Origin of the sequence: Marinilactibacillus sp. Marseille-P9653, from assembly GCF_916618885.1 — a bacterium.
Lineage (GTDB): Bacteria > Bacillota > Bacilli > Lactobacillales > Carnobacteriaceae_A > Marinilactibacillus.
In genome coordinates, this window is sequence record NZ_CAKAKH010000001.1 from 1,568,124 (window position 1) to 1,588,505 (window position 20,382).

The 20,382-nt window shown below is 36.8% G+C and carries 21 protein-coding genes and 7 tRNA genes; 4 read left to right on the top strand and 24 right to left on the bottom strand.

The window, feature by feature from the left end; translation table 11 throughout:
• Positions 1–32: 32 nt before the first annotated feature.
• Positions 33–581, top strand: a complete 549-nt coding sequence (locus tag LG377_RS07680) for a TetR/AcrR family transcriptional regulator (RefSeq protein WP_225744092.1) — start codon at positions 33–35, stop codon at positions 579–581.
• 15 nt (positions 582–596) lie between these two features.
• On the opposite strand, the gene LG377_RS07685 is transcribed toward LG377_RS07680, so the two are convergent.
• The 4 genes from LG377_RS07685 to LG377_RS07700 all read right to left on the bottom strand — a co-directional run bounded on the left by LG377_RS07685 (position 597) and on the right by LG377_RS07700 (position 3,797).
• The gene (locus LG377_RS07685; RefSeq protein ID WP_225744093.1) at positions 597–1,412 is read right to left on the bottom strand and encodes an alpha/beta fold hydrolase; all 816 of its coding nucleotides are present in this window, start codon (positions 1,410–1,412) and stop codon (positions 597–599) included.
• Between the two features lie 185 nt (positions 1,413–1,597).
• Positions 1,598–3,148 (bottom strand): IS66 family transposase, encoded by a 1,551-nt coding sequence (locus LG377_RS07690; RefSeq protein ID WP_225744094.1) that lies wholly within the window; start codon positions 3,146–3,148, stop codon positions 1,598–1,600.
• A 102-nt stretch (positions 3,149–3,250) separates the two neighbouring features.
• The gene (gene tnpB / locus LG377_RS07695) at positions 3,251–3,610 is read right to left on the bottom strand and encodes an IS66 family insertion sequence element accessory protein TnpB (protein ID WP_225743755.1); all 360 of its coding nucleotides are present in this window, start codon (positions 3,608–3,610) and stop codon (positions 3,251–3,253) included.
• The gene (locus LG377_RS07700) at positions 3,597–3,797 is read right to left on the bottom strand and encodes a hypothetical protein (RefSeq protein ID WP_225743756.1); all 201 of its coding nucleotides are present in this window, start codon (positions 3,795–3,797) and stop codon (positions 3,597–3,599) included. Before LG377_RS07700 ends, tnpB begins: the two co-directional genes overlap by 14 nt.
• Positions 3,798–4,139: 342 nt before the next feature.
• Between LG377_RS07700 and LG377_RS07710 the strand changes: the two genes are divergently transcribed.
• Positions 4,140–4,460 (top strand): ssDNA-binding protein, encoded by a 321-nt coding sequence (locus LG377_RS07710; protein ID WP_225744095.1) that lies wholly within the window; start codon positions 4,140–4,142, stop codon positions 4,458–4,460.
• Positions 4,461–4,527: 67 nt separating this feature from the next.
• Here LG377_RS07710 and LG377_RS07715 read toward each other — a convergent pair whose 3' ends face one another.
• The 12 genes from LG377_RS07715 to perR form a co-directional block, all read right to left on the bottom strand.
• Positions 4,528–4,863, bottom strand: coding sequence for a group II intron maturase-specific domain-containing protein (locus tag LG377_RS07715; RefSeq protein WP_225744649.1), 336 nt, complete (start codon positions 4,861–4,863; stop codon positions 4,528–4,530).
• Between the two features lie 238 nt (positions 4,864–5,101).
• Positions 5,102–5,806, bottom strand: a complete 705-nt coding sequence (locus LG377_RS07720; protein WP_225744096.1) for a reverse transcriptase domain-containing protein — start codon at positions 5,804–5,806, stop codon at positions 5,102–5,104.
• Between the two features lie 539 nt (positions 5,807–6,345).
• A tRNA-Gln gene (locus LG377_RS07725) sits at positions 6,346–6,418 on the bottom strand.
• 10 nt (positions 6,419–6,428) lie between these two features.
• A tRNA-His gene (locus tag LG377_RS07730) sits at positions 6,429–6,501 on the bottom strand.
• Positions 6,502–6,521: 20 nt separating this feature from the next.
• Positions 6,522–6,592 (bottom strand) — tRNA-Trp (locus LG377_RS07735).
• Positions 6,593–6,628: 36 nt separating this feature from the next.
• Positions 6,629–6,701 (bottom strand) — tRNA-Phe (locus LG377_RS07740).
• A gap of 11 nt (positions 6,702–6,712) precedes the next feature.
• Positions 6,713–6,784, bottom strand: a tRNA-Glu gene (locus tag LG377_RS07745).
• 420 nt (positions 6,785–7,204) lie between these two features.
• A tRNA-Ser gene (locus LG377_RS07750) sits at positions 7,205–7,292 on the bottom strand.
• Between the two features lie 9 nt (positions 7,293–7,301).
• Positions 7,302–7,374 (bottom strand) — tRNA-Asn (locus LG377_RS07755).
• 131 nt (positions 7,375–7,505) lie between these two features.
• On the bottom strand, positions 7,506–9,170 hold the full coding sequence (locus LG377_RS07760) for an alpha-amylase family glycosyl hydrolase (protein ID WP_225744097.1): 1,665 nt from the start codon (positions 9,168–9,170) through the stop codon (positions 7,506–7,508).
• A 76-nt stretch (positions 9,171–9,246) separates the two neighbouring features.
• Positions 9,247–10,149, bottom strand: coding sequence for a diacylglycerol kinase family protein (locus tag LG377_RS07765; RefSeq protein ID WP_225744098.1), 903 nt, complete (start codon positions 10,147–10,149; stop codon positions 9,247–9,249).
• Between the two features lie 104 nt (positions 10,150–10,253).
• Positions 10,254–10,673 (bottom strand): peroxide-responsive transcriptional repressor PerR, encoded by a 420-nt coding sequence (perR, locus tag LG377_RS07770; protein ID WP_225744099.1) that lies wholly within the window; start codon positions 10,671–10,673, stop codon positions 10,254–10,256.
• Positions 10,674–10,870: 197 nt separating this feature from the next.
• Here perR and LG377_RS07775 point away from each other — a divergent pair, with 197 nt between their 5' ends.
• Positions 10,871–11,959 carry an aromatic acid exporter family protein gene (locus tag LG377_RS07775; protein WP_225744100.1) on the top strand — a complete coding sequence of 363 codons (1,089 nt, stop codon included), beginning with the start codon at positions 10,871–10,873 and terminating at the stop codon, positions 11,957–11,959.
• A 70-nt stretch (positions 11,960–12,029) separates the two neighbouring features.
• Here LG377_RS07775 and LG377_RS07780 read toward each other — a convergent pair whose 3' ends face one another.
• From LG377_RS07780 to LG377_RS07810, 7 genes are all read right to left on the bottom strand, one after another.
• On the bottom strand, positions 12,030–12,890 hold the full coding sequence (locus LG377_RS07780) for an SGNH/GDSL hydrolase family protein (RefSeq protein WP_225744101.1): 861 nt from the start codon (positions 12,888–12,890) through the stop codon (positions 12,030–12,032).
• Positions 12,891–13,010: 120 nt separating this feature from the next.
• On the bottom strand, positions 13,011–13,547 hold the full coding sequence (locus tag LG377_RS07785) for a DUF402 domain-containing protein (protein WP_225744102.1): 537 nt from the start codon (positions 13,545–13,547) through the stop codon (positions 13,011–13,013).
• 180 nt (positions 13,548–13,727) lie between these two features.
• Complete coding sequence (gene mutY / locus LG377_RS07790; RefSeq protein ID WP_225744103.1) at positions 13,728–14,921, bottom strand: A/G-specific adenine glycosylase; 1,194 nt, start codon at positions 14,919–14,921, stop codon at positions 13,728–13,730.
• Positions 14,911–15,852, bottom strand: coding sequence for a recombination regulator RecX (gene recX, locus LG377_RS07795; RefSeq protein WP_225744104.1), 942 nt, complete (start codon positions 15,850–15,852; stop codon positions 14,911–14,913). The genes mutY and recX overlap by 11 nt, the downstream gene beginning before the upstream one ends.
• 141 nt (positions 15,853–15,993) lie before the next feature.
• Positions 15,994–16,227, bottom strand: coding sequence for a hypothetical protein (locus LG377_RS07800; RefSeq protein WP_225744105.1), 234 nt, complete (start codon positions 16,225–16,227; stop codon positions 15,994–15,996).
• Positions 16,228–16,257: 30 nt separating this feature from the next.
• Positions 16,258–17,130: an SDR family oxidoreductase gene (locus LG377_RS07805; RefSeq protein ID WP_225744106.1), complete on the bottom strand. Its 873-nt coding sequence runs from the start codon at positions 17,128–17,130 to the stop codon at positions 16,258–16,260.
• Between the two features lie 49 nt (positions 17,131–17,179).
• Entirely contained in the window at positions 17,180–18,103 is a 924-nt protein-coding gene (locus LG377_RS07810; protein ID WP_225744107.1) for a general stress protein, read from the bottom strand.
• 477 nt (positions 18,104–18,580) lie between these two features.
• Here LG377_RS07810 and LG377_RS07815 point away from each other — a divergent pair, with 477 nt between their 5' ends.
• Entirely contained in the window at positions 18,581–19,348 is a 768-nt protein-coding gene (locus LG377_RS07815; RefSeq protein WP_225744108.1) for a helix-turn-helix domain-containing protein, read from the top strand.
• A 121-nt stretch (positions 19,349–19,469) separates the two neighbouring features.
• Here the strand turns inward: LG377_RS07815 and LG377_RS07820 are convergent, their stop codons facing one another.
• Entirely contained in the window at positions 19,470–20,381 is a 912-nt protein-coding gene (locus tag LG377_RS07820; RefSeq protein ID WP_225744109.1) for a deoxyribonuclease IV, read from the bottom strand.
• Position 20,382 lies beyond the last annotated feature (1 nt).

Genomic DNA, 20,382 nt, shown 5'->3' on the forward strand with positions numbered 1-20,382 from the left:
ATATTTTAATAATATGTGATATTATTATTGTTATGAAAAAAATAACTCAACGATTAATTATTGATACAGCTCGAAATCTAATTCAAGAAACTCAAAAACCTGAAGTATCTCTTTCTAAAATAGCCTCATCACTCGAAATTACACATGCAGCAATTTATAAGCATTTTAAGAATAAAAAAGAGCTTTGGACTGCTGTATGTGAAGATTGGTTTAATGAGTCTATTATTAAAAATATAGGTATAGATGATAATCAGTATACTGATAAACAATTATGGCTACATGACTATCTTTGGCAATTCGTAAATGCGAAAAAGGAGGCCTATAATAGTAATCCTTTAATGTTTGAACTAAATACTTATTATGTTGAAAAAGATCCTTACGTATTGAAAGAAATTTTAAATCCTTGCTTTATACGTGTTCAAAATAAAATGGATTATAAAACAGACCCTTTATATAAAGTAGAAGCCATTTTTTCAGTATTTTCGACTTTTACCCTTCCAATGTTTAAAGAAACATGGAATAAACCAGACTACAAGCTAAGATTCGAAACCCTTTGGGATTTAATAAAATACAATGTATAAAATATTATTATTCATTTAAAATGTATTTACATGGTTCGCAAATCTTACAGGATGTTGAAATAGATGTCCATGTCCCGCGTTAGGATATATAATTAACTGCGCATCCGATATATTTTGACTTAACATAAAACTATTTTCGGTAGGGACCATAATATCATTATCTCCATTAATTACTAATGTAGGATTTTCTATATTATTCAGTTCTTTTTTAGCATTATCAAAATCCTCATTCGTCCATTGAGCAATTGCTACTAACTGTGCATCTCTTACTTGTAACGTACTGTCCTTGGTTTTTTGAGAAAAAATTCTCTTTGATGATTGTTTACCCAATTCACGTCCTTTTTCTGTTTCTGGATAAAAAAGAAATAAAAACGTTTCAATCGCATCTTCTTCAGATCCTTCTGATTTATACATCATTTCCTCCATTTTAGGATGTGATGGGCCAATTCCACCGGCAGGACCTGTTCCTGATAATATTAACTTTCTTACTAAATCTGGATGATGAATAGCTAGCGATTGCGCAACCATACCTCCAATTGAAAATCCTAATATATCAACTTGTTGATAACCAAGACCATGTATAAATTTATACGTATCTTCCGCCATTACATTGATAGAATTCGGTGTTTCTCCATTTGTATATCCTACACCCACATTATCAAATAAAATTACTGGACGTTCTTTAGCAATATTTTCCAACATTAAGGGATCCCAATTTTCCATTGTTCCTCTAAAATGGATAATAAAAACAAGAGGTATGCCTTCTTCTTGTCCAAGCTTTTTATATTCAAATTCAGTACTTTCGACTTTTAAATATTCATTTTTAGGCAATTTAAACTGTGCGATAAAATTCCTCCTTAAAGTTACAAAACAATATTTTTGTAACTTTAATTTATCATAACCTTTTAAAAAAATCTATAATTTAAACGTAAGCGATGAATAGCTGAGCACCTACAAATAAAAATCGGACACCTCTATACTGAGAGATGTCCGATTTTTATTTGCAGGGTGAATGTCTAGCGACATTCTATCTGTACCTTTGGATTCCATGGCAAATAAGCCTCCAAAGGTGTATTTTGTCGGTTTGGCAAGTGAGTTAGTAAGTAATCGAGATACTTTCGTGGATGTAATCCATTGGATTTAGCTGTTTCAACGAGACTTAAAATAGTCGCGACGGCATGTGCACCATCAAACGATTTAGAGAAAAGCCAGTTTTTTCTGCCCATGACAAGCGACTTGATTCCACGCTCGGCTAAATTATTGGAAAGCACAAGACGGCCATCTTCTAGGACGTTCATCATGCGTTCTTTTTGGTTCAGCGCATAATTGATCGCTGTACCAAGTTTCCCATGCGCAGTCAGGGATTCACACCAGTCAAAAAAGGCCTCAAGCTTCGGCCTCAATAGTTTTAATCGCTGATCATACCTTTCGCTAACAGTTAAGTCCTTGAGGGACTTATCCAGCGCAAATAACTCGTTACACAGCGTGACTCCCTTATGAGCGACACTCTTACTGGAATAGTTCTTTGGTCGTGCGTCATAGAACTTCCGTCTGATATGCGCCAGACAGGCAATCATCGTCATCTCCGGAAGATTGTTGTACCCGGAGAATCCATCACTATGCAGATACCCAGTGTACTCCTCTAAGAAATCTCTAGGGACAGATCCGCTGCGTGATGGACCAAGCTTGTAGATATGTATAGCACGTTCGCTGTATTTACCGGTACTGAATAACCACATATAAGACTTTTGTCGGTCTTTATCATTCAGTACTTTGAATGTCGTTTCGTCGGCGTGTAGAACCTTCTGGTTCAACAGTTCTTGTCGCATGACAGCCACCAGCGCTTCGAGATAATACTGGGACGTTTTAATGTGCCAGTTCGCAATGGTATGCCGAGGGATCGGATAGCCAAGCAGATTCCAATAAGCCTCTTGGCGATAGCCCGGGACTTTTTGCTCGAATTTTTGATACATGGTTTCCGCTATCAATGACGCAGAAGCGGCTGTATTATTTAAAGGAAATCGGGGGATTTCAGCTTTCGCAAAAGGCGTCCGCGTTCCGCTCTTCTCACAGTTCGCGCAGGCATATGTTTTCTGGAAATGTCTGTGGTTTTCAACTCTCGCCGGGATAAATCTCACTTCCTGACGGATGAGTTGTGTGCTGACCTCTTTCATAGCTGATTGACACGTTGGACACGTACAAGATTCGATTTCATGAATATAGTCAACGGTAGGAAGAGACGATAACTGCTGGTTTTTTAATCCCTTACGTTTCTTGCGGCGACGTTCTGTTGTGATAATGACTTCATCTTCGTCGCTTTGATCACCAGTCTGCTCTGGTTCGCTAAAAAGGCGATCATTGAAAAGGTTGCCTTGATTAGGATCATTCTTCAATGTTTCCTTCTTTGGGCCGTACAATTTCTGAGTTAAGAATTCGATTTGTTCTTTCTGTAAAGAGAGCTCATCATCTTTTTGAGCGATAAGGGTCTTCAGTTGTTTGTTTTCTTCTAAAAGCTGATCTAACTTTTCAATAATCACTTCAAACTGTTTTTCGCTCTTGATAGACATGTTGGTTGCTTCTCCTCACATAAATAGTACTTAAATTTTACTATAATAAGGAAAAGAAAACGAGAGAGTCATTGATTTATTTATCAATTTCTCTCTCCTACTTCAGGCTATACTCCCTTTAACTGCAGGTTTAACAGAGACTTTTTGGTTAATTGATAGTCCTTCTAAGAGCCAACGTAACTGTTGTGTCGTCAATTGTTGAACCTCGTTCTGGTTACGCGGCCAATTCAATTTACCATTCTCTAGACGTTTATATAAGAGCAGGAAGCCGTCGCCTTCCCAATAAAGAGCTTTGAACCGATCTTTATTTCCACCACAGAAGAGAAAGAGAGCGTCGTTGTAAACATCCATATCATATTCTTCAGTGATTGTTGCGGCTAAGCCATCAATTTGGCGTCGCATATCCGTCTTCCCGCACACAATAAAAATATTCTCTACTTGAGTAAAATTAACGAGCTTCATTGATCGTCATCTCCGAAAGGAGAACTCTCAGCGTCGAGGGTTTGATCCCTTCATATATAAACAGCTCTGTTTGACCATTTTTCAAATGGGCCACTACTTTTTGTGCTGAGGAGTTCTCCACAGTTCGACGATGGGTTTGATTGTCCTGTAATATTACAGGAACGATAGACTGTTTACTCTTTTCCAAATTAAAAACCTCCTGCGTACTTAAGATATCTTAAGTTTAACAGGAGGCCGTTAGGTTTCACAGGTACCAAGCTATTCATCGCTTACGATAGAATTATGGATATAAATGGATTAGATAAAATAAGTACCGAAGTCGTAGAAACAGCTAGAGATAGTTTGGTAATAGGTATTCGTTAATAGAAAAGCAACGTACCATATTAAAGTACGTTGCTTTTTCTCATTTATTAAGTTAAACCATTCTCATATACCAAGTAAAATGACAGCATTGACTTTAACCGAACGTTTGTTTATAATTTAAATATAAACAAACGTTCGGTTACTATATCATTTTGGAGGGTTACACATGAATGTCATCATGACTGAAGGGTACGTTATTTCAGAAGAAATCAAAGTTCTTAAAACAACTGATGCTATCCCCCTATGCAGATTCACTTTCTCTACACCTACACACAAACTTAACTGCCTGATTACAGGTAAACAGGCCTATGCTTTTCTTTACGAAGTTGAAAAAGGTACACGCCTTTCACTGACTGGTAGGATTAATAATAGAAACCAGTTCGTTGTATTAAATTATGACGTACTAGCAAAGCCTTCTTATTTTGGACAGATTTTCAATTATAAAGGTCACCGTCTTCCCTTCGCAAAAAGCAGACAAATCGAGTAGGAGGTAAATCATTAATTGATTTACCGTCCTCTCACACCACCGTGCGTACGGTTCCGTACACGGCGGTTCAATACCTTGCGTAAGCTGACTCTACCAAGGAGCTTAAAGAGACTAAGCCCCAATGGTGGAGTCTTTTCGTTGTAAGTGCCTGATGAACTTCAGGCGTCATGGATAGCCTCCAGTACTTCTTGCGGGAAAATCCGATTCTTCTAGCACTATCCATATCCAATCCATAGCTGAATAACTTCGTTATTTTCGTTTTGCTTTTCTTCCATCTTTTGAGTATCAGCTGTCTGATTCTATGATGTAACCATTGTTCTATCCGTTTTATGAACATTTTGATAAATCCAAGACCAAAATAGCCAATCCACCCTCGAGTCACTTGATTGATTTCCTTTATAATAACTTCAAAGGTTCCGGAACGTTTACGACTCGTTAGTCGTTTGAGTGTTCGTTTAAATTTCTATTTGGCTGAATTTGTAGGGATAAAACGACAGGTTCCATTCACTTTCCTTATCAGACAGCTCAAGAACTTTAAACGAGTAGGAGACCCGACTTTACTCTTATCTTTGTTAACGATTAGTTTCAAATTTTTCTCGATGAATTGTGTCACACTTTGTATCACACGTTCACCTGCTCGTTTAGATTTCACATAGATGACGAACAAATCGATGACCACGACGGTCTAGTTCTTTGTCCAGTTCATGTAAGTAAACATTGCTGAGAAGGGGCGAGAGTACGCCACCTTGCGGTGCGCCTGTTTTACTTTCTACGAATTCGCCAGACAGGTCTATGACACCACTCATCAAAAACTTACGGACAACCTTTAAAATCGCTTTATCTTGAATAAAGGTTTCAAGATGGTACATCAGTTTATCATGACTTAATGTATCGAAACATTGTTTCAAGTCACAATCGACCACGAATTTATATCCTTCTTCGTAATAATCTACACATTGCTTCAATGCTGTATGGGTTCCTTTATTCGGGCGGAATCCATGACTTTGCGGAAGAAAGTGCGGGTCAATCAGTGGTTCAATCACTTGTTTGATAGCTTGTTGTACAACACGGTCACGAACGCAAGGAATACCGAGTTTACGTTTATCTCCGTTTGGCTTAGGAATTTCAACTCGTTTAACGGGTTGAGGTTTATAAGTTCCATTAAGGAGTTTCTGCCTCAATGGCAGATAAATTTCTTCAATATGTTCCTCGACTTCCCATACTGTCATACCGTCTATCCCAGCTGCTCCTTTATTACGTCTAACTTTCGTGGCAGCTGTCGATAGATTCTTTCTACTTACAACGAGCTCCATCAAAGATGGAGACTTACGATACAGTTCTTTCATTTGACCTAGAAGGGTACTCTACACATCTACATACTCTTTCGGTTCCACCTTATCCCTCTGTAAATTGCTAACCGTTCGGTTGTTTTCTGCAGTAAACGTCCCTTCTAACCTCCAATCTATACTTTGTATTAGATATTGTTTGGTCCTTCAGTACATTTTCCCTACTATGACCTCGGCTGACTTCTGCCTATTCGTTGTTACTACGACCGAACGGTCGCTAGACAGACCTCCCCGGGTAAGAACGACAACCTTCCGCTCATGTCACTGCTTCATTTACTGTACAGGATTCGTGCAGTATTGGACTTTACTTTGTTTAGCAAGCTCGTCCGTCCTGATTCAGCCTTGATATGAAGTTTCTGTTCGTCAGTGCGAGCATTTGCGTCCGACTTCCTTCAGATTCCGCCTCACGGCGGACACCCTTGTCTTTCGCTAACAGTTCCTACTGCCAAGCCTGTAGTGGACTTTCACCACCAAGTTGTCGCCCATGCCAGGCGCACTAAAAAAACGATATCTCAAATTGAGATATCGTTTTTTCGTTACTGGGCTACCAGGATTCGAACCTGGGGAATGACGGGATCAAAACCCGCTGCCTTACCGCTTGGCTATAGCCCAAAAACCAAAGGGCGACTGATGGGGATCGAACCCACGAATGCCGAGACCACAACCCGGTGCGTTAACCACTTCGCCACAATCGCCATAATATTTAATTGAACCACAGGGGTAGTAGGAATCGAACCCACATCGATGGTTTTGGAGACCATTGTTCTACCGTTAAACTATACCCCTATCCTCTTGCTAAATCAAGAACTCTTCTGCGCATCATGGCGCAGGACAGAGTCGAACTGCCGACACACGGAGCTTCAATCCGTTGCTCTACCAACTGAGCTACTGCGCCTGAAAAATGGATGACCCCTACGGGATTCGAACCCGTGTTACCGCCGTGAAAGGGCGGTGTCTTAACCGCTTGACCAAGGGGCCTTAACTTGTGTAACAGCAATAAAAAAATTGCAGCAACAAGAGATATATTACAGGACTTTTTCCCCTTTGTCAATATGGTTCCTTTATTATTTTAAAAATAGCTTGTTGAAAATCACGGTAAGCATTATGTATGAAACCAAAGCAATAAGAATTCCCAAAAAAATGAACAGAAAGACATTCACTTCCTGATTTTGTATTTTTTCTACAATTGGAATCAATGTTAATGTAATAAGTATAGTCTTTACTGTTTCAAGTATTCTTTCTTTGGTTGCTCGCTTCATTTTTAAAACCTTCCCCCTTTTTAACCAGTTAGATTTATCAATCATTTATAATAGACAACTTTGAAAAACAGCCTATTAACGTTAGTAAATCAACGTTAATAGGCTGTTTTTTTTAACCTGTTCTCTTTCATACCCCAAAAGGAGAATAAGGGATTCGAACCCTTGATACGGGAATACCGTATACACGCTTTCCAAGCGTGCTCCTTAAGCCACTCGGACAATTCTCCATTGTGAAACTCCGCAAGCAGGGCTCGAACCTGCGACAACGCGATTAACAGTCGCGCGCTCTACCAACTGAGCTATTGCGGAATAAGATTTTAGCAACTCCATTATTATAATATTGACTACTTTAAATGTCAATAAGTTATCATTATTTTTCACATACTAATTTCTGAAAAAGAAAAGGCTCATCAGTTTTCACACTGACGAGCCTTACCTATCTACTCTGATACAAAAACAAATGCACTATAAGGTGGTAAAAAAATCTTGTCGTTAGTCAAATCAGCTTCATGCGTTGATAACACAAGGCTATCTTCATCAAACTGCATGTCAATTGTAACTTCAGCTTCTTCTGCAGAAAAGTTACAGTACACTCGTCCAGTAGAATCTCCAAAAGTTCTTTCATATGCGTAAGTTTTATCTTGCGTATCTAAAAGCTTCCAGTCTCCTCTAGTAAACAAATCGGTCTTTTTCAACTTAATCAGTTTACGGTAGTAGTTTAAGATACTAGATTCTAACTCTTCTTGGTCTTTCACGTTATAAATGGCTTCCTGATTGGATATAATCCACGGTGCTGCATCTTCTGTGAATCCTGATCCCTTTTCATCTGTCCACTGCATAATGCCTCTACTAGCGTCTCTGACTGTTAGATTCAAGTTCTCCATGATTTTATCATGCGACCATCCGAATGCTTTAGCTTCTTGGTAAAAACTATATGCACTATTATCTGAAATATTTGAAGGATCATCAAACCAGGCATTGTTCATCCCAACTTCTTCACCATAATAAATAATCGGGATTCCTTTTTGCAGATACAGTAATGTGGCCATCATTTTAGCTGTTTCGTCTCTATAATTGTCCATATCCCCATATTTTTGAGGTGCTCTTGGATGATCATGGTTATTCCAAAACAATATCGGACCACATTTATCTTTCAGACTTTCTTGAATCTCTTTTTGAATTCTCTTGAATTTTTCGAAATCCAACGGAACGTGTTGGTTCATTTGAGGTAGTTCTTCAATTTTCAGTGTTTCATCATCTGTAAAGTGCTGGAGTGTAATAACACCATCTAAAATACTATTATTGGTGTACTCTCTGATTTTTTCGGCATCTGCGCTTGTTGCTTCTCCAATCAAGAAAATCTCATTTTCATGATCCGTTAGCGCTTGATTGAGTTCATTGAGGTATTGTTTTAGATTCCCACCATACTCTATTACGTCTTGAGTCTCTTGGTCAGCTTCTTTATCTGGAAATTCTTTATCAACATCAATATAAATGAATGCATCTAATCTGAAGCCGTCTACTCCTTTATCCATTAGATAATTGAGTATACCAATCATCTCTTTTCTTAAAGGTTCATGATCCCAGTTTAAATCCGGCATTTCTTTTTTAAATGTGTGAAGGAAATACTGGTCTCCATTCATTTCTTTTGACCAAGCCGAACCACCGAAAGCTGCTGTCCAGTTATTTGGATAAGTTCCATCATCAGACGCATCTGCCCAGATATAGTAATTGCGATAAGGGTTATCTGGACCTTTCAGCGCCTCTTTAAACCATGGATGCGCAATTGAGGTGTGATTAAGAGGAAGATCATAGATGACTTTTAACCCTCGTCTTTTCATCTCCGAGAAAAATGTATCTACATCTTCTTCGGTTCCAAATAATGAATCGATGTGTTTATAATCAATTACATCATATCCATTATCTACCTGATTAGAGGATACAATCGGGTTGATCCAAAGCGTATTCACACCCAGACTTTCAATATAATCCAGTTTCTGAATAATCCCTTTTAAATCTCCAATACCATCATTATTTGAGTCTTTAAAACTTCTTGGGTAAATCTGGTAAATAACTGCTTCGTTCCACCATTGTTTTTCACTCATAGAATCGCTCACTTCCAACATAGATTAGAATGATTATACCAATACTGCTGAAAGAGAACGAATCATATGCTTACTTTTAGTTCATATTTTTCGGAACCAAGAAAGTGAAAAGACTAGGAAGAACCTTTATATCTAACGGGAAAGCTGGTCCTTTTTCCCCATCTAAAGCTACATGTCCATCATGACTACTTTTAATAATGGCTTCTTTAAAGCTCCAGACGAACCCTTTATTTTCCTCATTTGTTTTATTCTCATCGTCTTTAAATAAAGAGGTCACTGCTGTAATCTTTTCTCCTAAAGTCGATTCTTCTAATCCAAAAAGGTATAATTGTCCATCATCATAGGTTGCATCTTTGAAAAAGTTAGGGATACCCGCTATGGAATTTGATAAGCCAATCAATAGTAAACTTAAATCATGCTGACTCGTTTTTCCATCTACCGTTAATTCCACTTCAAATGTCTCATCTTCTGTTAGGGATCTTATTCCCTCAAAGAAATAAGCTAATGATCCAAATCGTTCTTTTGATTCTTTACTCACTTCCCAAACAGTTTCTGGAATAGAACCCGCCGAAATAGAACTTAAAAATAAGCGACCATTGATTAACCCTGCATCTGCCTTTTTGTCCACACAATTTGCAAGATCTTCTACTGCTTGAGCCATATCTGTGGAAATACCAAGTCCTCTAGCGATATTGTTCACTGTACCGGTTGGAATGATACCAATTTTGGGTCTATAAGGTTCATCTTTAAGTGCATCTCCTAGTCCAGAAACAGTTCCGTCTCCTCCGAGCGCAATAATAATTTCATATTTTTCTTCGCAAGCCTCTCTGGCAAATTTTCCGATATCTGCCTCTTTTTCCGTGATTTTAATATCTGCCGTACGTCCATTCTCCTTGAATATTGATTGAGCTCTAATCGCAAACTCTTCAGCTTGTTTTTTACCAGAAGATGGATTGGCAATAATCATAACTTCTTTCACTGGCTTGCCCTTCTTTCTTTCGTAATTGGTTTTATTATACTACATTCTCAACCACGCCGTACAAAAAAAGACCACGTAAAATTTACGTAGTCTTTTCAAGCTTTTCACTGACATTCAGGACATAATCCATAGATTTCCAGTCGATGAGATGTCACTTTAAAACCGGTTAGATTACTCGTAACCTCTTCCGCGTCATCAAGTCCAGGATAGTACACATCTTCTATTTTTCCGCAGTTTGTACAAATAGCATGATAGTGCTCGGTTGAAGCAAAATCAAAGCGACTAGAGGCATCCCCATATTTCATTTCCTTCACCAAACCAAGTTGGATGAACAATTTCAAATTATTATAAACTGTCGCAACACTCATACTAGGAAATTTACTAGATAAAGCTTTATAAATATCATCTGCTGTTGGATGAGTATCCATATCAATTAAATATTCTAAGATTGCATGCCTTTGTGGCGTAATCCTTACATTGTTATATTTCAGTCTCTCAATAGACTGATTCACTAAATAACTCATTTTTTATCTATCCTTTTTTATTCACTTATAACATTTCCGACATTCGGCCTATTTATTCTTCATGATACTCTCTTACTACTTTTAATGCAAGAAAATGCGGAATAACGAAAATAACCTTTGAGAAATCATTCTAGTTGCTATACTATTATATCATTCATACTTTTATCCATATTATTCGAAGGCAGTGAACTTATAAAATGAAAATTGGAGCCCGCACATTCAAAACCGGTTTAGCCGTGTTTTTAGCATTAGCTATTCCCTCTTTATTAAATATCTCAGAAGGTGTTCCACTTGCTGGGATATCAGCTGTAGTTTCTATGCAACCTTCCGTGAAAAAATCTTTCCAAACTTTGAAAGACAGATTACTAGCGAATATAATAGGAGGCGTTGTTGCCGTCCTTACCGTCATTGCTTTAGGTAATTCCTATTTTATGATTGGCTTAGCTTCTGCAATTTTAATCGCAATTCTTCATCAATTCAAACTAAACAACGTGATCGTCTCTTCTATCATCACACTAATCATCATTATGATGTCAACCGATTATCCAATTGTTATGAGCGCTTCAATACGCGTTCTGGGTACAATCATTGGTGTATTCTCAGCTTTTGTTGTTAATGGTGTTGTCTTACCACCTAAATACGATGAAAAACTCTTTTACTTGAATAATCAAGTAACCGATGACTTAACGAGATTCATACGCGCGAGTTTAAGAAAAAATATTCAATATCCTATGATGCGTAAAGACTTGAAAAATTTAGAAGCCAGTATTTCCAAAATGAATTTATATCTTGATCATTTGGTTGATGGCGATCTTAGAAAATATTTTAGATCTTCTGAGTACTCTCTCGCTAGAACGATCGTTGTCTATCGGCAATTTATTCGAACAACTGAAAAAGCCTATGATCTAGTGCAGACTCTACATCAAGCAGAAAATGTTTATAATCACTTCCCTCAAGAATTGAGACATTTACTCATTGAACGCCTAGAAACACTGATGTCGGCGCATGAACAGATTATCTTGAAATGGAACGGTCGTGTATTGCCTGAAGAAGTCAATTTCATTACGCATAAAGCAACCTTAAGAAAATCCTTTATGGACTCCTTTTTCAATGAAGCGAACCTAGAATCCTACTTGGAAAATGAATATGGACAAAGTAATGCAGTTATTCATATCATGTCTTCCGTTTTGGATTACGAAGAAAGCCTTCAGCATTTAAACAAATTGGTCAGCAGTTACAAGAAAAATCACAATGAAGAAGAAGATAAAATCATAGATCTTCATTAAATTTCACAGCAAAAAACTTCCATTAGCTGAACCATCTCGGTTCAGTAATGGAAGTTTTTTATATCCCTTTTTATTCGTCTGTTGTGTTTGAAACTTCACTTTCAATGGCTTGCTGTATTAACGTATTTCCTTGCTCATTAAGGTTCGTTTGTTCTTCATCGAATAAAGAGTCCAGTTCAAGTCCCTCTTCTTCAGCCAGTGTAGTGAACTGGTCGTGAATAGCGATAACAGGGATTCCAAACTCGCTTGCCACTGAATTCATCTCATTCATATAACTTCTATAACTCAATGATCTAGAGTTAGGGTTATCAAATTCCGATAGGATTGGTGCTGGTTCCATAAAGAAAATTTCAGTATCAGGTAGTCCTTCTGTTAAAGCATTCATAATACTGGTTAGGTACTGATTAGTTTCTGAAAGACCAATATCTCTATTTTTGTCTTCCAAAGCAGGCATACGGTAGATAATAACATCCGCTCCAGATTCTACCACAGTGTCAACTGTTCGTTGAATATACAAGTCATATGTATCTGTTTCTGGGTATGTATATTCTTCAATTTCTAAAGGACCACTTACGTTATCTTGAATGATTGTATTCATCTGTCCATACCATTCTAAGGATGTATCGATTGGACCATAGTAAGCTAATTTAGCTTGTTCATTAGTCAACGTTGTATAATCAATCGTCTCTAGAATAGATAATGAATCCAGATTCGATTCATATTCAGCAAGCTTTTCTTCAGTACTTAGTGCATCAGGTGCAGTTTGCTCAGAAGTTGTACTACCTTCTCCCTCTGATTCATTTGTATCATTTGCACTCAAACTATTTTGAAGCATTTCTTCTTCCTGATTATTTGCATATTGTCTACCAAAAAAGATAATCAGAATCGAAGCAATTCCTAATATTACAGTTAAAAAAATATTCTTTTTCACAAATTAACATCCTCTCAAGCAGATTCTTAAAAATCATATCATACTTTCCTCTATCTTTACAATAAAAACAGCAAAAGTCTTTAAGAAAGACTCTTGCTGTTTAACTTTGTTTCATCACAATTATTTTTTACCCGTTAGTTGTTTATATCGGTCGTACCATAAATCAACGTAGCCTTCTGAAAACGGACCTTTTTCTTCTTTGATCCATTCAACAAGTACCTTGATATGCTCTTTCAATATAAGATCAACTTCTTCTGGATAATCCCATTTTTTACCGTGCTCTTCATATTCATCAACATCCAGCAAACGTTTTTCTCCATCTGGAAAAACTTTTACATCTAGATCATAATCAATATATTTCGCACCTTCTTCATCAATAAGAAATGGAGAAGCCATATTACAGTAATAAGAAGTTCCTTTTTGGCGAATCATTGTAACGATATTGAACCAGTAGTGCTTATGGAAGTAAACAAGCGCAGGTTCTCTAGTTCTCCATCTTCTACCATCAGATTCAATTACAAGTGTATGGTCATTACAACCAATCAATGAGTGCTCAGTTGTTTTCAAAACCATAGTATCTCGCCAAGTTCTGTGCAAACTTCCGTCGTGTTTATAGCTTTTGATCGTGATGAAATCTCCTTCTTTTGGAAACTGCATCCATGTACCAACTTTCTTTATCCAAGTAATATTACTACAATAATATTCTCGGATTCATCTCACCACGTATTATATCACAATCCGTTAATTATCCGTAGGGAAAAGTGATCCTGATCGAATCCCCTGAAATATAATGCAATTTAAAGGACTCTGCTTCGTCTGCAGATTTGTGGGAGTATTTTAAAATAAAGTGATTTCTTTGGATGCTTTCAGGAGTTTCTGTTGTAATACTGGGAATACGAATTGATCAAACTCGCTTTCATTGACCCATTCACAATTTGTTGGTATATCTTGTTCCAGTTGATTTAAAGTAGCTTCATATAAGTAGATATTCCAGTGCAAATGCGTAAAAATATGCTTGACCGATCCATTTGAATTCTGACTCACAGTAGCATCTACATTATACTTTTGCTTTAGAAATTCAGTTACTGCCTTCGCTTCTATCTCATCAATCTCATGCAGATCTTTTTGAGTAAAAGATTTCCATTCTACTTGATCAAGTATGGTTTGCTCTTCTATTAAAGGGCAAGTCCACATATTAGCCAGTAGTCTGTCTTCAGACCTTTTTTCTAGCAAATAAGCTCCCTCATTATTCTTAATCATCATTGCAAAATAATTGACGATTTTTTTCTTTTTCTTTTTACTTTTGAAAGGATACTCGAGATACGTTTCATTTAGGTAAGAAGCATTGAATTCTTTTACAGGACTTTTTGAAGGATCATAATTTTTAGGCGTACAGATTGTTGCTCCAAGATCCATTAGTGCTTGGTTAAAATCGCCTGGTCTGTTTGGATCAATAATATGGTACATAACCTCTTCAAAGACTTTTCTACTAGCAGGTTTCGCAATATCAACGTTGATTTCAAAAAGTCGGCTAAGCACCCTCATCAAATTTCCATCAACGGCAGGCTCAGCATGGTTGAACGCAATACTTGAAACCGCTCCTGCTGTATAGGGTCCAATGCCTTTAAGCTTTTTAATTTGTTCAGGTTCGGTAGGAAATACTCCATCAAATTCAGTAACGACTTGGATCGCTGCTGCTTTCATGTTTCTGACTCTGGAGTAGTATCCAAGCCCTTCCCAAGCTTTTAGAAGCGTATCTTCGTCTGAGCTGGCGAGATCCGCAATGGTTGGAAACAATTCCAAGAAACGATTGTAGTATGGAATGACCGTATCTACTCTAGTCTGTTGAAGCATAATTTCAGAAATCCATATTTTGTATGGATCTGACGTTTTTCTCCAAGGTAAATCCCTTTTCTCTTTATCATACCAGTCTAGTAGAACCGTTCTAAATGAATCGATTTTATCTTGTGACCACATTTCAATATCATATTTTGTTTTTAATTCTTCAGTTGTTAAATGGTTATTCTTCATTTTCTTCTTCCTTCATCTCGATGAATCTTTGAATCAATTCGGATGGATATCCCTTTTGAAACAGACTCGTTTTAGTTTTTCTAATCAGATCATATCCCTTTGCCTTGCTGGAGTAACGTCTCCAAGCTTGTTCACCTTGCACGACTAATGCATCATACTCTTCGTCTTCTGATTTTTCTGTGTCCATCTCATTGACCACTTCTTGGATAATATCCATATCATAGCCTTTTTGAAGTAAAAACTGTTTTGTTTTCTGAATCGCTTCTCTTTGAGACTTCTGATTAGATTTTCTCCATGATTTTTCTGCTAAGTTGAACGCATTATCAAACTGATCTTCAAATGAATATTCTAGCATGGCTTCTTCTATTAGTAATTTGTCGATCCCTTTTCGGTTCAATTCATTCATGATCGTCTTCGGACCTTTTCTATTTAGATTGGCCGCTGTTCTTACGTAACTCTTGGCGTAGTCCAGATCATTAATCAATCTCTGATCTTTTAGTTGTTCTATAATTTCTTCGACGTATTCTTCAAATTCTTTATCTATCAAGTCATCTCTTACTTCTTTTTCAGAACGCATACCGTAACTCAAGTAAACTAGCGCTCTTTGATAAGCTTTTCTAGAAACGTCTTCTTCTTGGAGGGATTCTTGAAATTCTTTTGATACAACCATCCCTTTATGAAGCATATGTCGAATAATCAATTCCTCATCTACTGGGAAAGCATATACTTCATTGATAAAAATGTTATAACGACCCGGACGTTTTTGTGCTTGGATACTAGTGATTTTCTCTTCATTAACTGATTTAGTCTCTTTTTGGATAGAAGGTTTTTTACCACTTTCTTTGCCTACTTTTTTTGTTTCTTGTGGCTGATTCGGTTGTAGTCTGATCAATTGTTCATTGAATTTTTTTTCTTTATCCGAACGATTCATTTTATCACCTTCCAAATATAGTATCTCTATTATAACACAGGTAATAAGATTCCTATAGGTTCTGGAGTCATTAAAAGAACTTTTGTTCTCAAAAAAGAGCCTACCTAGATTCAGGTAGACTCTATACTATTGTGATTCAGATTAAAGATCTTTTTCTACATCATTACCAACTTGATCACCTTTTGCTTTTTCATAAACTCTGCGATCATCTTCATCCAGTCCGGATCTTGAAGGACGATCTTTCACAAAGCCTAATGGAGACGATGTATCTGGACTCGTAACTTCATCTCTAGCAGGATCACGTCTATCAGGCGTTGCATCCGGCTGACCGGTTCTTTTTAAATCATTATTAGATGTTTTATCCACTTTACTCATAGTTTAAACCTCCAAGTATTCTTTCTAAAATTATCCGTTAACAATAACTCCACCATTAACGTGGATAGTTTGCCCAGTTACGTAACTAGAATCATCACTTGCTAGGAATACATAAGCAGGTGCTAATTCATAAGCTTCCCCTGGTCTTCCAAGTGCACCATCTTTACCCCAACTAGCAATTTCTTCTTCTGGGAATGTTGCTGGAATAAGTGGTGTCCAGATTGGTCCTGGTGCTACAGTGTTCACTCTGATTTTTTTATTAGTGAACTCTTGGTTTTGAGACAATGAACGCGTAAAGGATACAATCGCTCCATTCGTCCCAGAATAGTCTAGTAGATTTGGATTACCTTTATAAGCTGTTACAGAGGAAGTATTGATAATCTTTCCACCTTCGTTCATGTGAGGGAAAACAGCTTTAACAAAATAAATCATACTAAAGATATTTGTACGGTAAGTTCTGTCCACTTGTTCAGCAGTTATATCCAAGATAGACTCTTGATACATTTGCTCCCCGGCATGATTCACTAAAATATCAATAGATCCCCATTTAGAGACGACCTCTTGAGTAACTTCAGCCGCGTGTTTCTCATCACCAACGTCACCTTTAAATACTAATACATCAGCGCCAATTTCTTGAAGGCGATTTTTAGTCTTTTCAGCATCATCATCGGAAGAATGATAAGTGAAAGCTACTTTTGCACCTTCTTTGGCAAAAAGTATAGCCGTAGCTGCTCCGATTCCAGAATCGCCACCTGTAATGATTGCCACTTTATCTTTAAGTTTATCGGCTGATTTATATTCTTCATTTTCAACTACTGGCTCACGACGCATATTTTCTGATTCGTCATCCATCAAGTAATCTTTTTTCGGTTCTTGAGTTTTTACGATATTTTCTTCAGTCATTTGTCATTACTCCTTTAAGTTGTTTTTAGTATAGTGCATTCACTTATGCTTATTTTTCTGTTGGTTCTTCTTTCATACCGGCATCATTAGCATCGTCGTCGGTATACTTAGCATCACTTTCTGGCATTTCAGTGTTTTCTGAAGGACTTTTTTCAGATTTTGGTTCAGCATTCAATGGACTATTTGATTCAGGTTTTACGACACCCTTTGCTACATTTTCAGGATAGCCATGATTAGATTCTTCTGATACAACAGTTGTCTCTTCCCCAGTTAAATCAGGATTTTTATCTAATGATTCTCCACTATCTTCAGTTGTAGTGTGATCCTGATCATCTGACTTGTCAGTACCCTGATTAGACTCATTTGATTCATTTGTTTCTACTTTATCTTCTTCTCTAGTATCTTGAGCTTGTGAAGGATCAATACCGCCACTCATATTTTTAGGATCTGTTTCGCTCGTATCCACATCCGTAGGTTTTACATCTTTTTGCTCGTTTGTTACGGCATCTACTTCTTTGCTTTCTTCTTCTATTGGATTAGTCTGATTATCTTTCATATCTTGATCATTCTCCTCATTAGTTACGTTTTTATTTACTTCTGATAACTCCGTATGACTTGGTGCATCACTGTTCGCTAGTAATACAATTTCGCCAGCTTGCAGTGCTTCGATATGGTGTTCAGCAATCTCATGCGGAACGCCATGTTCTTCAAGCGAGTTATGAGCTTCGTCGGAGTCATATGTTCCAAAAGATAAGGTTTCTTTGATTTTCTCCCAGAATGAACCATTTTCTTCTGAATCTACTAAATCAACTTCAACAGATTCCAAAGTATCGTTTTTCGACAGTTCATTATTATCTTTAACTGTTACGACTAAAAGTTCGTCGGCAGAATAGTTTTCTTCATTGATTAATCTCTTTATTTCAGCTTTTATCTCTTTTTTAGTCTGAAACGTACCTTCAAATCTTCTTTCCATCTGATGAATCATCTCCTTAGTTACCTTATCAACTACGAAATGATAAGGTTGTCTTACCTAGAATGTTACCACCGCATTATAATGTTGTAAAAAGATAAGGCTTAATGTACTTCAATATTGTAACGATAAGTTTTACTTATCATCATTGATAAAAATGTCATACATATGACAAGATAAGCGTTTTTTACAAGTGAATAGATATTTTTTTAAACTATAAAATTACAATAAATTGTATGTACAAGTTTATAATAAGTGTTATTTTAATTCTAAATTGACTAGGAAGTTCCTGATAAATTAATTTAGTTACAACCACCAGTTAATGGGACTTTGTATATTAGAATAAAATTGCAGAATAAAATTTGATTAATTTAGTCCGCTTTTTTAAAAAAAGAACTTTATTTATTCCGAATTTGTGGTATATTTAATCAAGATAGATGGGAGAAATAAACTTAATTTTACAAAGAAGGGTCGTGTATTATGGATAAGGTAGAAGTAAAAGAACTATTCAAAAAAGAACGCGTTGATAAACTTAAAAAGTTGAATAGCGATGCTTTCAGCTACCGTTACTTGATTGAGGACCAAGTAACAGATGCTATTACTGAAGGAAATCGTGAAATGCTTGAAGATACGCTGAACATTATTAATCTTGATGAGGTACTTGAGTATCTTGCAGAAGAAGGTATTGAACATCAATTAAGAAATTTCAAGAATCAATTAATCATCGTTAACACTTACTGTAGAATTGCTGCAAAAAATGGGGGCGTATTACCACTTTATCTTCACTTGATATCTGAGCGCTTCTCTATTCTTATTGAAGATGCTGAATCTATTCAATATCTAAGAGAAAATGTATATTATGAAATCTATAGAGAATACTGCCAGGCAGTGATTGATTTCTCTACTTTGACTTATTCTAGTGCGATGACAGAAGTAGTAAGTTATATCACTGAAAACCTTACTAGCGAATTGACTTTAACGAATATTGCTTCAATTTTTGGTATGCACCCTGTACATCTTGCTCGTAAATTCAAACAAGAAACAGGTACGACTTTTATTGGTTATGTGAACCAGCAAAGAATATACTTGGCTAAATATTATTTCCATCTTGGAAACTACCAGTTAAGCCAAGTTGCTAATTTATCTGGATTCAATAGTCATTCTTATTTCACGAAAGTGTTCAAGAAAATTACCGGTCAAACACCAACCAAATATATCAAGCAACTACCGGTTAACGAAAAAGTCTAGATTTACTCACTTAAATATAACGATAAAGGTCAGTCTAACAACATAGACTGACCTTTTTTCTATAAAAAAACTCGAAAAACTGAATGGTTAGATTCCAGTTTTTCGAGTTTAAGATATTGAATTACTTCCAGTCTTTTTCTTCAAAAATTTCTTGAAGTAAATTAGGATTGAATACGTTATTCCTGAGCATTTGAATTTCATGACCATAAGGTGCTTTTTTATTTTTCTTATCTTCCCCTACATAAGGGGTCTCAAGAATTTTTGGAACAGATACTAGTTTAGGATGATGCACGACTTTACTCAGCGCTTCGAATCCGATCTCTCCAAATCCAATGTTAGCATGTCGATCTTTCGCGGCACCTTTCACATTTTTAGAATCATTGATGTGGAGGACTTTCAATCGATCTAGTCCAATAATACGGTCAAATTCTTCTAATACACCATCGAAATCATCTTTAATATCATATCCTGCATCATGCGTATGGCACGTATCTAAAGTAACGGATACTTTATCTTTCAGCTCTACTTTTTCAATGATTCTAGCTAGTTCTTCAAAGTTTCTACCGATTTCCGTTCCTTTACCCGCCATAGTTTCCAGTGCAATCTGGATTGTTTGATCTTCATGAAGAATTTCATTCAACCCTTTTGCTATCTGATCAATCGCAGCATCTACACCTGCACCTACGTGAGCACCCGGATGCATCGTCATTTGAGTCGCCCCGAGAGCTTCAGCTCTTTTGATTTCTTCTTTCATAAACTCTATTGCAAAACCAAAATTCTCAGGTTTAACCGTATTCCCCAAGTTAATGATATAAGGTGCATGAACGACGATATCATTAACATCAATGCCATTCTCTTTCATAAAAGCTTGACCTGACTCGATATTCATTTCTGATATATCTTTGCGTCTTGTATTTTGAGGAGCACCCGTGTAAATCATAAACGTTTTGGCTTCATAAGATGCGGCTTCTTCTGCCGATCCTAGTAACATAGGTTTACCTTTCATCCCTACATGTGAACCGATAAGAACCATT

Excerpts from the sequence above, each read along its gene's own strand:
- LG377_RS07680 (WP_225744092.1), top strand. The coding sequence starts at position 33 with ATGAAAAAAATAACTCAACGATTAATTATTGATACAGCTCGAAATCTA.
- LG377_RS07690 (WP_225744094.1), bottom strand. The coding sequence starts at position 3,148 with ATGTCTATCAAGAGCGAAAAACAGTTTGAAGTGATTATTGAAAAGTTA.
- tnpB (WP_225743755.1), bottom strand. The coding sequence starts at position 3,610 with ATGAAGCTCGTTAATTTTACTCAAGTAGAGAATATTTTTATTGTGTGC.
- LG377_RS07710 (WP_225744095.1), top strand. The coding sequence starts at position 4,140 with ATGAATGTCATCATGACTGAAGGGTACGTTATTTCAGAAGAAATCAAA.
- LG377_RS07720 (WP_225744096.1), bottom strand. The coding sequence starts at position 5,806 with ATGAAAGAACTGTATCGTAAGTCTCCATCTTTGATGGAGCTCGTTGTA.
- LG377_RS07760 (WP_225744097.1), bottom strand. The coding sequence starts at position 9,170 with ATGAGTGAAAAACAATGGTGGAACGAAGCAGTTATTTACCAGATTTAC.
- perR (WP_225744099.1), bottom strand. The coding sequence starts at position 10,673 with ATGAGTTATTTAGTGAATCAGTCTATTGAGAGACTGAAATATAACAAT.
- LG377_RS07775 (WP_225744100.1), top strand. The coding sequence starts at position 10,871 with ATGAAAATTGGAGCCCGCACATTCAAAACCGGTTTAGCCGTGTTTTTA.
- LG377_RS07785 (WP_225744102.1), bottom strand. The coding sequence starts at position 13,547 with ATGCAGTTTCCAAAAGAAGGAGATTTCATCACGATCAAAAGCTATAAA.
- mutY (WP_225744103.1), bottom strand. The coding sequence starts at position 14,921 with ATGAAGAATAACCATTTAACAACTGAAGAATTAAAAACAAAATATGAT.
- recX (WP_225744104.1), bottom strand. The coding sequence starts at position 15,852 with ATGAATCGTTCGGATAAAGAAAAAAAATTCAATGAACAATTGATCAGA.
- LG377_RS07800 (WP_225744105.1), bottom strand. The coding sequence starts at position 16,227 with ATGAGTAAAGTGGATAAAACATCTAATAATGATTTAAAAAGAACCGGT.
- LG377_RS07805 (WP_225744106.1), bottom strand. The coding sequence starts at position 17,130 with ATGACTGAAGAAAATATCGTAAAAACTCAAGAACCGAAAAAAGATTAC.
- LG377_RS07810 (WP_225744107.1), bottom strand. The coding sequence starts at position 18,103 with ATGGAAAGAAGATTTGAAGGTACGTTTCAGACTAAAAAAGAGATAAAA.
- LG377_RS07815 (WP_225744108.1), top strand. The coding sequence starts at position 18,581 with ATGGATAAGGTAGAAGTAAAAGAACTATTCAAAAAAGAACGCGTTGAT.
- LG377_RS07820 (WP_225744109.1), bottom strand. The coding sequence starts at position 20,381 with ATGGTTCTTATCGGTTCACATGTAGGGATGAAAGGTAAACCTATGTTA.